The organism is Paenibacillus sp. J22P277 (genome assembly GCF_059383675.1).
Genome location: NZ_JBXENS010000002.1, coordinates 193,996 through 209,536 on the forward strand (window position 1 = coordinate 193,996; position 15,541 = coordinate 209,536).

The window sequence follows — 15,541 nt, forward strand, 5'->3', positions numbered from 1 at the left end:
CTGAAATAAGCCATTAATACCTGGACGATAATTTTACTTTTCCCTGTTCAGACGTACTTTGTTGATGTTTGTTTTGCATTGATCTATGTAAGCGGATATTTTATTTATTACAGCACAGAAATCTGCTCTGATCTCATGTTCCCAAATACGGCATATATTCCAGTCTGTATCATAATAATACCTTGTTACTTTACGGTCACGCTCCACATTGTTTGCAATTTTTTCGGCCCAATATTTAGTATTACTTTTGGGCATAGTACCATGAATAGGACAATGGTGCCAAAAGCAAGAATCAATGAAAATAACAACTTTATATCTCTTTATGACAATATCGGGCTTACCGAGCATGCCTTTAACATTTTTACGAAATCTAATCCCTCTCTTCCAAAGAGCCTTTGTTACTTCACTCTCAAGAAAAGAAACGGAACGGATGGCCTTCATATTTGCACTTCGTTGTTCTTTACTTATTTTGTCTGCCATTGAAATATCACCCGCTTCATCAAATTAGGTTTCCAACAAATAAAAATGTTATACATGAAGACCCCCTCATTACTGAAGGGGTCCCTGCTTTTCCTCTTTGCGCTCAAAATGATGATGCAGCCTATAAAGACAAATTTCTTTCGTCCAGCGGTACAGGATAGAGCAATGCTCTGGGGCAGGCTCAAATTTCAGACTAAACACCCCATCCTCGAAGCGGGTCATGCTCCCTTTAGCCGAACCCCATTTCGTCATTGGCATACGATCAATAAGTTGGCTAACTCCAGCCTCATTATAATCCCAGAGCCGTTTTAAGTCCTTGTCAGAGAAATCGATTCGTCTTCGGTATTCCTTTTCCACAAGGTAAGCGTGAAAGAATGGCGCTACCTCCTTAGATGTAACAGACTCAGCCCAATGTTCCGGTCCTCGTTCGAGCATATAGAGGAGAACAATCATTTTATAGCTCTTGGTCATGACCGTCTTCTCGGCATCACGGGTCCAAGCTTCATATTTATAATATACTTCCTCTTCTTCTTCCGTTAAGCATTCGGCCCATTGAAGAAAACCAACGTAAGAACCGAATTCGTTCCGATATCCCCAGCTATTGGATCTGCCATGAAGGTGAAGCTCTAGATATGTTGGGATTCGTCCGAGCTCATTCTTTAGATCAAGGAAAGAACGATGCAAACGCTCGCGATGTGGAAGCTTCTTACGGCTTAACTCATCGAGCAGATTGATAACTGCTGTCTCCAGATGGAGCTCACACCCGACAGGTACAGATGGAATAGTAGATTCCTTTACTGTTCCCCAGGCTCTGTAATCAGTTTGACATTAAGCGTTGTTGTCGTCGACATCGATTAAATACACCCGCTTTTGGAAACCGCCACGTGCTTCCGCCTTCTTCTCTCTCAAGGCTTCAAGTTCTTCCCATGTTGCACCATGTACGGTGGCCAACGCCCGAATGATCTCAAGCATATCCACAAGTTCTTCTAATGACTCTTTTGTTCCTTGAGCTGAGAAGTATTCCTCTGACTCTTCCTTAAGCTTTATGACCAGCTCTTTTTCATACTCTTCCTCATCTAAAATACGTGTACGACATTCCTTACCATTTGCTTTGATCACTCGGGGGATAAGATCACGAACGAGTTTATTGTAAATCGGCATTAGTTTCATCCTTTATATGGGTATTTTTTTAGTAGTATTGTATCACATGGATGTCACCGAGTTCACAATATCCGTCTAGGCTGAGTCAGTTGTAGACTTCATTAAACTTATCAAGGTAAAAGGTGTCTCAACGGATTGTATCTATGCAATGCTCCGTGGGAAACAAATACCTCATATCAGAATAAGAAGGAGAAACTTATTTTATCAGGAGTCGATAAAAGATTGGCTCAAACAAGGATGTTCTTAGTTAACCTGACTTGACTTATGATTTCTCCTTCAAACAAATAGATCAATTTTTATGAAAATAAAGGGGATTCCTTGAAGTAGCTCACTCTACTTCAAGGAATCCCCTTTGTCCGTTACGGACTTAATATCTGTAATTCAGCAAATGCTCATTACGAGCTTGAATAATTTCCATATTAGTCGATTGTATCAAAATCGTCAATAAACTCTCTTCTTAACATCCCCTTACTTTGTTTTTTCTCTTCTTCAATGGAACAATAGAATTAAACTTATTTGCAGCTTCCCGGTCGGCCGACTGAAGTGCATGGCCATATACATTCATTGTCGTAGTGATGCTGGCATGCCCAAGCCTCTCGGAAATGATTTTCGCATGGACGCCTTGATTTATTAATAATGTCGCGGAAGTATGTCTCAAATCATGAAAACGGATGTAGCGGAGATTATTCTTCTTCAAAAAGTTACGAAACCACAGATAAGGCGTCTCCGGGTAGTATGCATTGCCTTCTGAATTTGAGAATATAAAGAAATGATCTCCTCCCTTCCAAGCATCACCTAACGTTAATCTCTTTTTGCGAGAGTAAAAGTTGTATTCTTTCAAATTCTCAATAATCGAGTCCGGTAGGGATATTTTTCTTTTAGACTTTTTGGTCTTTGGTTCAGTAATGATTCGCTCTCCGTTCTCTGATAGCGAAATGCTTTGCTTAACCTCAATAATTCCAGTTTCTAAGTTAATATGTTTCCATTCCAGCCCTACTAGCTCCCCTCGTCGAAGACCAGTTGTTATTGCTAGCAAAATTAAAATTTGCCAATGGAATGGTTCCTTTTCTAGAGCATCAAATAATATACTGATCTCATTTTCATCGTACACATCAATCTCTTTTTGTATCACTTTAGGCTTCTTAACATCCGCAACAGGGTTATTTTTGATAATGCGCCATTCAGTTGCCCTTGAAAAAATATTCTTGAGTATGCGATAGAGATACTCTAATGTTCCGGAAGCAAGTGGACCTTCTTTGCCATCCTGCCGTTGTTCACTGGAAAGAAAGTTAACAATATGAATCGGCATTATTTTGTCTAAACGAATATGTCCAAACACCGGCAGAATGCGATTTTTTAAGAACCGGTCATAGATATTAAGGGTTTTTACACCGAGCTCTTTTCGAGCGTGTTTTTCACGCCATTCATCTACAAACGCTGAAAAGAGCATTTTTTCAGGTGCAATATACTCACCCGCTTCAACTTCTGTCTCGAATTCAGCGAGCAGCTTTCGCGCTTCGCGGATACCTTTGGCTTTTACGGTCCTTGTATACCGATTTCTTGTTCCATCAGCCTTGTTACCAGCCTCTACTACTAATAGCCATGAGTTATCTCCTCGCTTTTGAACACTTGCCATTCAGAGATACCGTCCCTTCGATATATGTTAACTGGAATAGGTTACATTCAGAGATTCTTGCTGCTTGAACCATGCCTCTAAGGTGTCGCGCCGGAATAGAATTTTTGAGCCAATTTTTGCATGAGGAATGCGCCCCGCTCTAACCTCTGCGTAGAGCTTGTCCTTCGAAATAGCTTTTTCGAATACTTCGTCCCATGCTTCAGCAAAAGTTAGTACATTACGCCGACTATTTTGTGATACCTGGATATGCTCTAATTGTGTGACGATGTTCATACACGATGCCTCCTATATAAATAGAGTATTGTTCTTAAGCGTTACCAGCAAATTTCAAAATGTTTTTTTTCGCTGCTTAAGGGACGAATAAGCTATGAGTAGTAATGAGCTTAGTTAACTCACGTCCTACGGTCGTAAGGCGCTCGATATTATCGAGAAGCATTTTAACGTTTTGTTGTCCAACATCAGCTATAAAATCAGATCGGATCAAGCTCTCCAATTTCTCGGTTGATGTCTTGGTATCTAGCGCAAGGTCGACAACCTGTCTATTACTCAGTTCTTGCTTAGTAATAACACTTTGTTGCGGCGAAAGAATACTGTCCGCAACCTTCTCTGCTACTGAGACTGGATTGGAGTAGAGCCTTTCTACGTCCGTTTGCGATTCTACTGGCCCTGCAATACCATCATGACAATCGCTTAAAAATGATTGTATGATGACCGAGAGCTCATTTTGTTTAATCTTGGACAGGTCACCTTCAACCTGGCTTATTCTTTCAAAGAGGAGCACTTGCTGTTCATGAGTATGCTTACTGATCTCGGCTGCCAATAACAAACCAATCTTTTTACTCTTTAAAAATGAGTGAAAACCTTCGTGAAGATTAACTAACCGTCGGCAACGTTGAATAGATCGCGGTGATAGCCCAAACAAGCGAGCGATATCCGCAATTGTAAACACGTCATTCTGTCGCGATTTACGTCCCTGTGCAATGTTGTACCTTGCACATAAAGCATCAATGTGACAGGCGACTTTTATCGCGTCTCGCTTGTAATTCTGGCTGTAATCTAGATCATGCATGAGCAGAATTTCAATTTCCCGCTCCTTATCTACTTCATATACATCGATTTTACTAAGTCCCATCTGTCTGTACACCAGCCAAGTAGTAGCACCGCACAGAATCTTCTTATCAGTTGAAATGCAAACAATGGGTAATGCGGAATTTTCCTTCAGTACCCTAGCATACACCTCGAGCTGCTCAAACGATGGATGCTCATAATACTTGAAATAATCCTTATGAATAACGATTTCCTCAACGTCACATGAAATCTTTGCTCCTAGCATGGGTAAGCACCTCCTGCAAGTTTTGTTTACTAACGCCCTAGTTACCAATGATCTCGGAGCGGGAGGGCCAGCCGTTCCGATGTAAAAAAAAGAGCCACTGATTCTCCGATAGAGAGAACTCATTGACTCAATCACTAACCCGCTCGACTGCTGCGGTAATGTAAACTTCCGAACGCTCCTTAGGCTTATTGGAGCCGGAAATCATTATTTGTAAAAAGCTGAAAACCCTTTATTAGGTTTCTTTTCAGCTTGAATAGTTTTATGAACAAAAATAACCCGCTAAGCCAGAGTTATTCCATGTTACACACTAAAGGAATAATTCTACCCAGCGGGTTAGTATAAGTTTTAATTCATTTGCCCGATCGACAGCGTGGAGGTGAAGAAATTCAGGATTAATCTCATTTAGAGAATTTTGCATTTGCAAAAGGAACTTTAAAAGTTGACCAACTAATAGTTAGTTAAGCACGCACCTTATCGCCTGACAGATGCAATTGAAAATGAATGTTTATATTATTTGTAACAGAAAATATTCTCAATTTCAATAACTTTTTTCTGATACTTTCTGATATTCCTAAATTACGAATTGACTGATACTTCAATTAAGTTAAGTTAATTGTGTTAACTTAACTTAATTAATTCAACAATATCGATCATTTCCATCTACATCGCTTGATCTGGCCATATCAAATATGTTGCAATGTTTTTTATGCAGTTTCTCTGTGGAGTGCAATCAAGCCATACTGTTCCTTACCAATAAGTCCTTACCATATCGTTGATAAAGCTCTAGGAATTGATTGTCGATATGCATGTGGTTTAAGCTCCCCATATAATCCACCCCAGGCTCTGAATGACGATAATCCTGATTAATAAAGTATAGGTTGAAATACAGATGATCGTCATCGTCCAATTTGCTGATATTGCTAAGCAGATCAACAACATAACTTAGATTCAAATATTTAAAGGTGGTTGTCTCCTCAACTATATAGAACGGATACTCTATTAGGCATACCGATACAATGCTCTGATACCCCCTCTGATTAGCTGGTATCAAATTAAAGTATTCCTTTGCCTCATCTTCATCTTGAAGAATACCTGATATCCACGCTCTTTTACCATTACGAGCTTCAATAATAAACATTCTCATACCTCCCGCTCGATTGTCTTGAGCGATTATGATGCTCAATCATCAGCACCTACACAATTTTTTACGTATCAACGTAAGAAATCATCAGTTAGATCCAATGTTCTTTTGCAGACGTCACATTGAACTGTAACTACTAAACCCAACCCTGTAGGAATAAACGTGTACGCAAATTTAGCACCAGAAACATCGCGTGCTTCACATGAGTCCCACTGATTGATTTTATTTTTCATTTCTGCGTTAATTTCAAATATCATTCTTGAACCCCTTCCTTTAACACGCCCAAAGAGATAATTGCGATGAGTCCTCTATCCTATCATACCCAATTATACTTGCTTCCTTCAGCAAAGTCCTATCGTTCCATCTCAATAACATTATCCTCTTTTACCAAAGTTGTAACCCAGCCGTCATATCGCTTGCTTGTGTACACGTTATAATACCGGTATGGATAATATTGAGGTAATAGATTTTCCCGCACATGCTGCTGAATCTCGTGTAGAGTAAGATCTGAAGGCGCATCTGCTACTGGTATTGAAATATAGTGCATTCCACGTTCATGCCTCTCAGACACGTATTCAAACCTAGGTGCCGCTCCTTGGGCCTTTCGCCTCCACTTACCCACACTTTCCTGCAGATGTCTTACTTGCCCTTCTAGTTCAGCAATCCGGTGCTGCAGCTGTTCAATATCTCCCATCATTCTGCATCCTCCTCCGTTGTTTCGCCCAAATAAATTCGAGTAATTTCATCCCTACGATGTCCGATCAATTTCGAAACCATTAACCGTGCTGCACCAGCAGTAAAACCCGCTCCTCTGAATTCCTGATATCGGTCAAAAGCATAGCGATGTCTTAATCCATGGAAGGTCATCCTCACCCCATGTGACCTAGCGCTCTGTTCCGCCACTTTATCCCGATGATTACGAATAAAATCCTGAACAGACTGAATAATCTCGTGCGTCTTATGGCTCTCCGGTACAAAGAGTTTAGCGTCGCCAGAGACAATAGAGGCTGCTGCCTTCAAAAGATCACCCATATCCGCGCGGAGAGGGACATCTCGCTCTAATCCGTTCTTCCCCTTAACGTGTAAAATTCCTGTACGTACAGCCATCAAAGCATCAGGTCGAGAAAGCCTCGTAGTCTCATGAATTCTTAAGCCCAGTCCTGCACCAAGTTGAATAATTTTAGCAATATCTGTACGTCCTTTACGCATCGCTAAATCCGTCATTTCAGCAATCTCATTGTCCGTCCATCTACGGTTAACCTTTCCATACGAGCGCGGATCCAGAGTAATCCCGTACCGCTTGCATAAACTTACATTGTCCGGAATTCGATTACGAACTTCACTCCCATATTGATCATGAAAATAGCGGATCGCTGCGATATCCAAATCAACCGCCGATGCGGATAATCCCTCCGACTGACGCTCCTCAATGTACACTGCAATATGACGCCCGTGGATATTGGACAAATTTTGAAGACCAAACTCGTCCGCCAGGAAGCGGGTAAACTGATCCATATGATTGTAGTATTGGCGTTGCGTTCTAATACCGAGGCCACCTTTTGTATGCTTGGCCAATCTATTAAGCTGCCTCATAAGATTAATGTATACCCCCTTATTCGTTATATCCTCTTCTCGATACGCAAATGCAGCCAGCTCGTTATCGTCTTTGATCCATCCTCTACTTGCCATGACCAATCACCCTTCTTTTTTAAATTTGGACACACTTCACCCATTGGCATATACAGTGGCTTTTACAAGGCTCGATCCAAAAACCCTTATAAATCAAGCAAAGTCAAAACCGTCTATATGGAGTTGTGTCGTTAAGCAATGGGTTTGCACTTGCACGAGATCCTCGTGTGGCATACAAGAGCCGGTGCGGGGTGTCGCCCGCTTCAGCCTTTCGCTGATGGCCATAGTTACTAGCCGGGCGACATCTTATTTGATTAGATCTTTGCCGACCATCCCTTAGCAAAGATCGACATAGCCAACATTCCCCGACTATATCTTGCGCTTTGTGCTCCATTGCCTAATGCCCCTATCGGCCGGGCTAGCCAAGTCGCCCATAATGAGCTGGTGATGCAATAGCGGTTTTTGGGGATCCCGCTGAAACCCGAATATGATAACGCCCCGTTACTTTGTCCTGTGTAATAGCCGACGGACGATACTCGGCTATTACAAGCATCCCTACCTCAGAAGACAGCAAAAAGACGAATCAAGAAAATAGATTCGTCCCACTTCTCTTATGAAGTTGGTCATGACAATCCAATCAGCAATAAGGTTTCCTCGACTGATAGACTGTAACCTCTCGGCATAACACCGACAACATTCATAAATACCTCCGGAGAACAATAAAAGCCCTTGAAGCACCTATCACAGGATATACCTATCCCGATTAATAGTTACTTTAAGGGCTTACATCTCCGATAAATTGCTCAATTTGAGCATCGAATAAAACTTATGATCACACCTCAAATGAGGGGATTAACAATAATTATGCGGATTTCTCCAGATATTGTTCCAGCAATTTTGCAAATTAACTCCTCTTACGCCGCTTGGCCAGAGGCAATACATGATTAAAAGTATGATTTCAATCTACATCATTCACTTATAATGTGCAAGGAGTTTATTTAAGGACATTTTCATGCTGTAAAATTGCAATATCCTTAGACCAAACGGGAATATAAGTTAAGTTAATTGAGTTAACTCAATTAACTTAACTTAAGAGCAACCTTGAATTGCTCGTAAATCTCTGATTGCTCCATTAAGCTGCCACTCTCTCGATACTTGGAATAGAGATTCATAATTCGTGAAAGCTCAATAAGTGTTTCCTTCTCTTCGTGGGATAAAGAAACTTGAACCGAGCCGTATTTTTCCTTAAGCTGATATAGCTTTTCCTCTACATCCAGCCGTTGCTCTAGCGATCCCCGATAAAACGGGATAAGCAGGTTAGCATGAAGCCTCTTTAGCTCCAGATACCTCTGTCCGGTCATCTGTTCCCCTCCAAAAACAGCGTTCCATTTCAAGCTTAACACTTATTTTATTCAAGCTCGTAATGAGCACTTCAAGAAACACAGATTAACTATCCGTAATGGATACCTCAGTCCTGAATTGACGATTCAGGACTCTTGATTTATTGGAGATGCGGAGCAGTCGCCGTGGATGGCGGAGTTGAATACTTAAAAAGAATCATCTCCTCTAGAGGATATAGAGGAGTTGTCAGATGAGCCAACAATGATCAATAGTCTAATTAAGTTATGCGAACATCAGTATCCTTAGTCATAAACGGTTCTAGAGATTCCTCAGAGAACAACCACTTCAAAGTCATTAATGAATTTACTCCCATTGTAATTGCCTGTAATTCCCCATCACTGTCACTGGAAGCTGCCACATCAAATATATTGTAACGCCCTTTACGACGTTCTCCATGAATCGAATATGTGACTTCAATCGATAAATGAGAAAGTCGCTTAAGCGACTCTTCCAAATCAGATTCAGTCATTGAAATGTCAGCGTGCAGCATTTCCTCACTAACTGTGCTGAAAATACTATTATCTACTGCAATTTTCTCACCGCTACCCCAGATTGTCGTAAAAACGGCTTTGTCCGACAACGTCAATTCCGGACACTCAACCGTTACAAAGACGTCATCACTGATTCCGATGGATATATTATCCTTCTCGAACTCCAAATTAAATATGTCCATAAAATTAAGCTTGCTGACCTCAGGACGTTGTATATCTATATTTCTCATTATCTTAGTAGAATTATTGATATACTCTGCAGCATAAACTAGCTCATTGCTCTGTACATGATAGATTTGGTATTCAGTTCGTTGAGGTTTCAGTTCATTCTCTCCGTAATTAAATGCCTCCATGTAACTCAAAAAGAATAGTTCTGACTCTTCGACAACCAATTTATGTACTCCTGCTGGACTCTCGTCCACACCACGAGTGAGCAGATTCGAAAAGTCATCGTCAAACACTCTCTTCATCACGTCTAGGTGATCGAAAGTCACTTCATATGCGACTCGTTTCCCATTCTCTGAAAGAGTTTTGATCACACAGAAGTTATATTCTGCGTCAGCGATTTGCGTGTATACATTGAGCCCAAAGCTCAATAGTTTTCTAATTCTACGGTACAGCTCTGCCTCATGCATGCCGACTCTATTCATCAATAAATTAGACTCAATTCGGCAAGTTAATCCTTTTCCTTCTATCCATTTGCTACTTTCATTTAACAGGGTGTATACAATTTGCTTATCCAATTGATCAAACTTACCGCATGTTAGTCTGACTTCCATATGCTCGTTTACTCGAAACAATCTTTCATTGTCAAAAGCTTCATCAAAGATGCTAAAAAAGTCCAGCTTACCATGATTGTTTGACTCCATAAGTCACGACCTCTCCAAATTTTATTTTACGAATTCTACCACTTCGTCTGTATGTAGCTTTAGTTCATAAAGACCTACATGCAGACTATAGTCACAATTACTATACGAAAATCTATTCGTAAAGTAAACAAAAGGAACCGAGACAAAATCTCAGTTCCCTAGCTAGTAGTATCCAACTTTTTTCTCAATTTCCTTAATAATATCAGATGGCCTTAGTTCTAACGCCTTGCTCAATGCAAACAAAGTCGTCAAGGTAGGCTGACGCTTTCCCGTCTCCAGCAAACTAATATATGTTCGGTCTAGCTCTGCTTGGAATGCCAAGGATTCCTGTGTCATTCCAGCTTTTAATCGTGCTTGTTTGAGGAGATCTCCAAATAGATATTCCAGTTCCAAGGACTTACACCACCTTGAAACTAGTATTCTTCAGACTTGAACATCGCTCCACCGACTATAGTCACATGTAAATTAATGTAAATAATGATGCTTTGGTGCACCCACAACTATTAGGTTCATATCTTAACTACAGGATCTGCGAAAGAAAGAATTGATATCTATAGCATTCTACAATATAATTTACGTATCGAATGAAACGCACCGTCTATGAAGCGAACTGCCCTGCGAAGGGGGTTCGCTTCTTTCATTATTCAGGTTAGCGGTGACGCTATGCTCTCTTGAATCCACGAATCAATTGCATTTCTATGAAACAATATTCTTCTTCGGATCCTCATGTGGGGAATCTGCTTCTCGCGCACCATCGTGTATATAGAGTCAGTAGAGACACCAAGATAACTGGACAGTTCGATTACTGAAAAAACGGATCTTTCCTGGCTACTTGCTTTTTGTTGAAAAAATTCTTCTTCTTCATTTTCACAAGAATTTGCTTCATATTGATTATCGAAATAAAGGTTAGCAGCCCGCTCCTCTTCTAATTCCAATAAGAGTCTTAATAATTTTACTCGCAACAGATCATCATTTTTCATGATTTCGCCCCTCAGTTTATTTAACTGCAAAGACTCCTTGATTTTCCTATTTACTTTAATTCTAATAAGCATTCATGCCCATATTAATTAACTTTTAACCAAACTTCTATTTAAACTACACTCGTGCCAAAGGGCGTAAAGATTCATCAAATCAGGCCGTCCGATTTGTCCAGAAGTTCAAGAGAAGCGGGTTCATATAATGGCCTGTGATTATTTAAAAAGGCGCTTATCGATAGATGAGCTTCAGATCCGCTGTGACTTTCTTCAGGTCTTTGTAGGAGACGTATCGCGTAGAATTGCGAATCTGGTGAATGAGGTAATTTTGGATCTCTGTCTTCGGATAGCAGGCCTAGATCGCCTGAGAGAAGCCGGTGAGGTTGTCCACACAGGTGTTGAGGATGTCTTGGACGCCGCGATTCTTGAGGTCATTCAGGACGCTTAGCCAGAACTTGGCGGACTCGTTCTCGCCGATCCACATGCCCAGCACGTCCTTGTTTCCGTCCAGATCGATGCCGATGACCATGTAGACAGCCTTGTTCAAGATGGGACCGTCCTGCTTGACCTTGAAATGAATCGCGTCCAGAAAGACAACGGTGTAGACGCCTTGCAGCGGCCGATTTTGTCACTCTTTGATGAATGGGATGATCTAGTTGGTGACATTGGAAATGAAGTTCGGAGAGACCTCCAGACCGTATAAATTCTGAAGATGGTCCTGGATCTCTCGCGTGCTGACGCCTTTGGCATATAGGGCGATAATCTGGCCCTATATGCCGGTCACGTTAGACGGACTTCTTCACGACAAAGAGCTCAATCTCGCCCAGTCGGTCTCGCGGCACGGAGATTTCCTGATCGCCGTATTCACTCGTGACCTTTTACTTACTCTTGCCGTTACGGCTATTGGACGTCATCTTGTTCTGTACGTCATGCTTCTCGTGGCCCAGATGCGTGTCCATTTCCGCCTCCAGCATTTCCTGTAGCGTCTTGGCAAACAGATCCATTAATGTGTTTTGAGCGTTTTGAGCGTCTTGAGCCATCACCAGCTTATTCTTCATGTGTGCTCCCAACCTCTCTTTGTGTTTCATTTTAATAGGTTTGAGAGTTTACACAAAGTATTTTACAGACTCAAGGTGATCGTCTATAAGGAGCATGTAGAGCTTATTCTAAAGCTACATATCGATGAAAAGCAAAATCCACAACCTCACGCGGTTGTGGATTTAACATGGTGGAGTCGAAGCGTGGCTATGCAAAACCACAATTCGTCGCCACATATTGCTAAAGCTGTTTGGTGAGGTCGCTTAGCTACGCATGACGTTTTTGTTGATTCTCAAATAATTTCGATACATACATAAGAGCTTTAGCAGCACCGCTTCGTTCGCCATCTCTGAAGCCTTCTGCATACCCTGCCATATACGCCGTCGTTAACATTAAATTCAAACCACCGTTTTGCTTAATGAATTTTTGTTGTTCAGCTCCACTCATTCTTTCCTTCAAAATATGCTCGCCTCCCTTTCGTAAAAGTAAGGATAGCTTTCCACGACTATCCTAACTGTATTCCCATCAGGCAAGAAATTTCGGAAACCTTCCCCTCTCCACGGATGAGCCAGATCCAATAGGATTTTGTCTTCCCCATGTCGAAATATGTAATCACCATCTTTCAGTACTGGAAGCAAGCGATGCTATCTGACCAAGAGATATATAGTGCCCTTCTTGCCATGTATTTGAAATCAGCGTTCAGTGACCATAATATGCGCTAAGGAGAATTCGAAAATGCCGAATGAACTTCAATCTTTATCCGTGCTTTTTCAAAACAGGCTGTTTCGCATACCTGATTATCAGCGTGGGTATGCGTGGAAACACGAGCAACTAGTAGATTTCTGGGAAGACCTGCTAAATCTCCACGATGATAGATATCACTACACTGGGCTACTCTCACTTAAGGCGGTTAGCCGAAAGGAAACGCACCAGTGGCACGAGGACGAGTGGCTACTAGATATCGGCTATAAGCCGTATCATATTGTGGACGGGCAGCAACGTCTCACCACGTTTTCCATTCTGATGCACGAAATAGTGTCTATTGTAAAAAATGCTCCAGAAAACAAGGACAAGCCAGATGAAGGAATTTTCCTTGGTTATGAATCGTTGAAGGACATCAAGGCGAAGTACGTCCTTCGGAAGCGACCACCCCAGAATATCGTGACAACATATCTGTTCGGTTATGAGACTGATAATCCAAGTTCCGAATACTTAAAATACAAGGTATTTGAGGAACCTTTCGGCGGAACGGTATTTGAAACCTTCTATACGAAGAATTTGAAATACGCGAAGTCGTTCTTTGCTAATAACCTAAGAGCAATATGCGAAAGCGAAGGTATTGACGGCATTGAGCATTTATACAAGAAACTCACACTGCGTCTGATGTTCAATCTTCACGAAATAGAAGATGATTATGACGTTTTCGTTGCATTTGAAACAATGAACAACCGTGGCAAAAAGTTGACTAATCTGGAACTTTTAAAAAACCGTCTTATTTACCTGACCACACTGTTCGATAACGATCAACTGGATGCAAGGGATAAAGAACAACTTCGGAATAACATTAATGACGCATGGAAAGAGGTGTACTATCAGCTTGGGCGTAACCAAGACGCGCCGCTTTCTGACGACGACTTCCTCCGAGCACATTGGATTACATATTTCCAATATTCACGGAAACGTGGAGACGATTATATTCGTTTCCTGTTGAGCAAGTTCTCCGCGAAAAATGTCTTTGAGAAGTTTACTATTACCACACAAGTTGAAGGATCCGAACCTTTGACTGATTTTGAAGCCTCTGATGATGATGATGACTTAACAGATGTTATGCCCGAACTAGAATCTATTCTGGTCAGCAAGCTCACACCAAAGGAGATCAATGACTATGTCAACAGCTTGAAGAAACTAGCAGAGTTTTGGTACTACAGTTATTTCCCAAGTGATAGCACTAGTCTTACCGATGGTGAAAAGGTATGGATTGACAAATTGAACCGTATAGGGATTGGATATTTCCGACCACTGCTAGTAGCTTCACTTGCCTCAGCAACATCGACATCCCCTACCGAACGGATCATGCTTTTTAAAGCAATAGAGAGATTTATTTTCCTCTCATTCCGTTTTGGCGGATTTAATGCAAGCTACAAAAGCAGCGATTATTATAATAAGGCAAGGGACGTTCTTTGGAATAGCACTACACTAACATCAGTTACTGATGACTTGAATACAACTCTCAACAAGGATATGGCTGCTCTTATCGCAAGCTTCATCACACGTACCGATAGACGTTTCGATTCTGGTGAGGGATTCTACGGCTGGCGCGAACTTCGTTACTTCCTGTACGAGTATGAATATGAACTGGCAACCCGAAACAATCTGCAGAAAGTAGATTGGAATTTGTTTACTAAGGTTGAAAAAGAGAAGATAACTATTGAACATATACTACCGCAGACCCCAACAAAAAGTTACTGGCGTAATCAGTTCAGACAATACACCGCCGATGAAATAAAGCTGCTGTCTGCTTCCTTGGGCAACCTGCTTCCGCTTGCTCAGAGTATAAACTCCTCTCTGCAAAATGACGGTTTTCCAGATAAGAAAAATCCTTCGTCTTCTGGTCGCCGAGGGTACGTGAACGGATCACACTCGGAAATCGAAGTAGCTTCAGAAGATGCTTGGACGGCACAGAACATATTGGATCGAGGGATGCTGTTACTTAAATTTATGGAGTCAAGATGGCGGTTCTCATTTACTGATGAGCAGAAGACCCATTTGCTCCATGTCCAATTTGTGGGTGATGAACGTGCAGAAGTCCAAGAACTAACAATTGAGGAAGCCTTGCCCGTAAAACAGCGTACACTTCCGGATACTACACGTGACCTGTCTGATCGCCATTACCTACGCTATGATTTTTGGAGCAACTTTGTAGAATATTGCAAGACACATGGACGAGGGGAAGATATCGCATCTCGAAAGCCTTCTTATGATGATTGGTATGATGTAACAATCGGAAGCCGAGACTACATTATCTTCTTCCAAATTGTTCGAAAGAAAATTCTCCGCATCGGCCTTTATGTCTATCATCCGGAGAGCTTCGCGAGGTTAGATTCATTTAAGGCTGAAATAGAAGAAGCATATGGCGAGAAACTTGAATGGTATACCAGCCGTGAAAAAAGTACGGCAAAAAGGATTCTGCACTCCTTAGATGCCGATATCCATAATCCAGAGCTATACCAACAGCACTTCCAATGGCTTATTACTCAGTTCGATAAACTGAAGGTGACGTTGGAAAGATTGGATATCGGCTCATCCAGGGAATAATCAAACCCTCTGTGATCAAAAACTAGCAGGATTTATCTGTGTGCTTTAGGTTATAAAATAGATAAATGATTAG

16 protein-coding genes and 2 pseudogenes are annotated in these 15,541 nt (G+C 41.4%); 2 read left to right on the forward strand and 16 right to left on the reverse strand.

Annotated features, from left to right (window positions below):
- Nucleotides 1-33 precede the first annotated feature (33 nt).
- The 4 genes and pseudogenes from AC50YL_RS05520 to AC50YL_RS05535 form a co-directional block, all read right to left on the reverse strand.
- Nucleotides 34-480, reverse strand: a complete 447-nt coding sequence (locus AC50YL_RS05520) for a very short patch repair endonuclease (protein ID WP_494830028.1) — start codon at nucleotides 478-480, stop codon at nucleotides 34-36.
- A gap of 69 nt (nucleotides 481-549) precedes the next feature.
- Nucleotides 550-951 (reverse strand): hypothetical protein, encoded by a 402-nt coding sequence (locus AC50YL_RS05525; RefSeq protein ID WP_494831223.1) that lies wholly within the window; start codon nucleotides 949-951, stop codon nucleotides 550-552.
- Between the two features lie 135 nt (nucleotides 952-1,086).
- A pseudogene (locus tag AC50YL_RS05530) lies at nucleotides 1,087-1,164 on the reverse strand (hypothetical protein); the annotation flags it as partial.
- A 144-nt stretch (nucleotides 1,165-1,308) separates the two neighbouring features.
- Complete coding sequence (locus AC50YL_RS05535; protein WP_494830030.1) at nucleotides 1,309-1,641, reverse strand: nucleoside triphosphate pyrophosphohydrolase; 333 nt, start codon at nucleotides 1,639-1,641, stop codon at nucleotides 1,309-1,311.
- Nucleotides 1,642-1,750: 109 nt separating this feature from the next.
- On the opposite strand from AC50YL_RS05535, the gene AC50YL_RS05540 reads away from it, so the two are divergent.
- Nucleotides 1,751-1,888: a helix-turn-helix domain-containing protein gene (locus AC50YL_RS05540; protein ID WP_494831161.1), complete on the forward strand. Its 138-nt coding sequence runs from the start codon at nucleotides 1,751-1,753 to the stop codon at nucleotides 1,886-1,888.
- 210 nt (nucleotides 1,889-2,098) lie between these two features.
- On the opposite strand, the gene AC50YL_RS05545 is transcribed toward AC50YL_RS05540, so the two are convergent.
- The 12 genes and pseudogenes from AC50YL_RS05545 to AC50YL_RS05600 form a co-directional block, all read right to left on the reverse strand.
- Nucleotides 2,099-3,277, reverse strand: a complete 1,179-nt coding sequence (locus AC50YL_RS05545; RefSeq protein WP_494830032.1) for a site-specific integrase — start codon at nucleotides 3,275-3,277, stop codon at nucleotides 2,099-2,101.
- Nucleotides 3,278-3,304: 27 nt separating this feature from the next.
- A complete protein-coding gene (locus AC50YL_RS05550) occupies nucleotides 3,305-3,550 on the reverse strand; it encodes a helix-turn-helix domain-containing protein (protein WP_494830034.1) in 246 nt (81 codons plus the stop codon).
- 76 nt (nucleotides 3,551-3,626) lie between these two features.
- The gene (locus tag AC50YL_RS05555) at nucleotides 3,627-4,610 is read right to left on the reverse strand and encodes a hypothetical protein (RefSeq protein ID WP_494830036.1); all 984 of its coding nucleotides are present in this window, start codon (nucleotides 4,608-4,610) and stop codon (nucleotides 3,627-3,629) included.
- Nucleotides 4,611-5,340: 730 nt separating this feature from the next.
- A complete protein-coding gene (locus tag AC50YL_RS05560; RefSeq protein WP_494830038.1) occupies nucleotides 5,341-5,748 on the reverse strand; it encodes a hypothetical protein in 408 nt (135 codons plus the stop codon).
- Between the two features lie 355 nt (nucleotides 5,749-6,103).
- Nucleotides 6,104-6,448 carry a hypothetical protein gene (locus AC50YL_RS05565; protein ID WP_494830040.1) on the reverse strand — a complete coding sequence of 115 codons (345 nt, stop codon included), beginning with the start codon at nucleotides 6,446-6,448 and terminating at the stop codon, nucleotides 6,104-6,106.
- Nucleotides 6,445-7,440 carry a tyrosine-type recombinase/integrase gene (locus AC50YL_RS05570; protein ID WP_494830042.1) on the reverse strand — a complete coding sequence of 332 codons (996 nt, stop codon included), beginning with the start codon at nucleotides 7,438-7,440 and terminating at the stop codon, nucleotides 6,445-6,447. Before AC50YL_RS05570 ends, AC50YL_RS05565 begins: the two co-directional genes overlap by 4 nt.
- A gap of 1,019 nt (nucleotides 7,441-8,459) precedes the next feature.
- A complete protein-coding gene (locus tag AC50YL_RS05575; protein WP_494830044.1) occupies nucleotides 8,460-8,741 on the reverse strand; it encodes a hypothetical protein in 282 nt (93 codons plus the stop codon).
- 257 nt (nucleotides 8,742-8,998) lie between these two features.
- On the reverse strand, nucleotides 8,999-10,141 hold the full coding sequence (locus AC50YL_RS05580; protein ID WP_494830046.1) for a hypothetical protein: 1,143 nt from the start codon (nucleotides 10,139-10,141) through the stop codon (nucleotides 8,999-9,001).
- Between the two features lie 162 nt (nucleotides 10,142-10,303).
- Nucleotides 10,304-10,534 carry a helix-turn-helix domain-containing protein gene (locus AC50YL_RS05585; RefSeq protein ID WP_494830047.1) on the reverse strand — a complete coding sequence of 77 codons (231 nt, stop codon included), beginning with the start codon at nucleotides 10,532-10,534 and terminating at the stop codon, nucleotides 10,304-10,306.
- Between the two features lie 251 nt (nucleotides 10,535-10,785).
- Nucleotides 10,786-11,121: a helix-turn-helix domain-containing protein gene (locus tag AC50YL_RS05590; RefSeq protein WP_494830049.1), complete on the reverse strand. Its 336-nt coding sequence runs from the start codon at nucleotides 11,119-11,121 to the stop codon at nucleotides 10,786-10,788.
- A gap of 229 nt (nucleotides 11,122-11,350) precedes the next feature.
- Nucleotides 11,351-12,173, reverse strand: a pseudogene (locus tag AC50YL_RS05595) (IS256 family transposase); the annotation flags it as partial.
- Nucleotides 12,174-12,420: 247 nt separating this feature from the next.
- On the reverse strand, nucleotides 12,421-12,612 hold the full coding sequence (locus AC50YL_RS05600) for a hypothetical protein (protein ID WP_494830051.1): 192 nt from the start codon (nucleotides 12,610-12,612) through the stop codon (nucleotides 12,421-12,423).
- Nucleotides 12,613-12,888: 276 nt separating this feature from the next.
- On the opposite strand from AC50YL_RS05600, the gene AC50YL_RS05605 reads away from it, so the two are divergent.
- The gene (locus AC50YL_RS05605; protein ID WP_494830052.1) at nucleotides 12,889-15,468 is read left to right on the forward strand and encodes a DUF4268 domain-containing protein; all 2,580 of its coding nucleotides are present in this window, start codon (nucleotides 12,889-12,891) and stop codon (nucleotides 15,466-15,468) included.
- Nucleotides 15,469-15,541 lie beyond the last annotated feature (73 nt).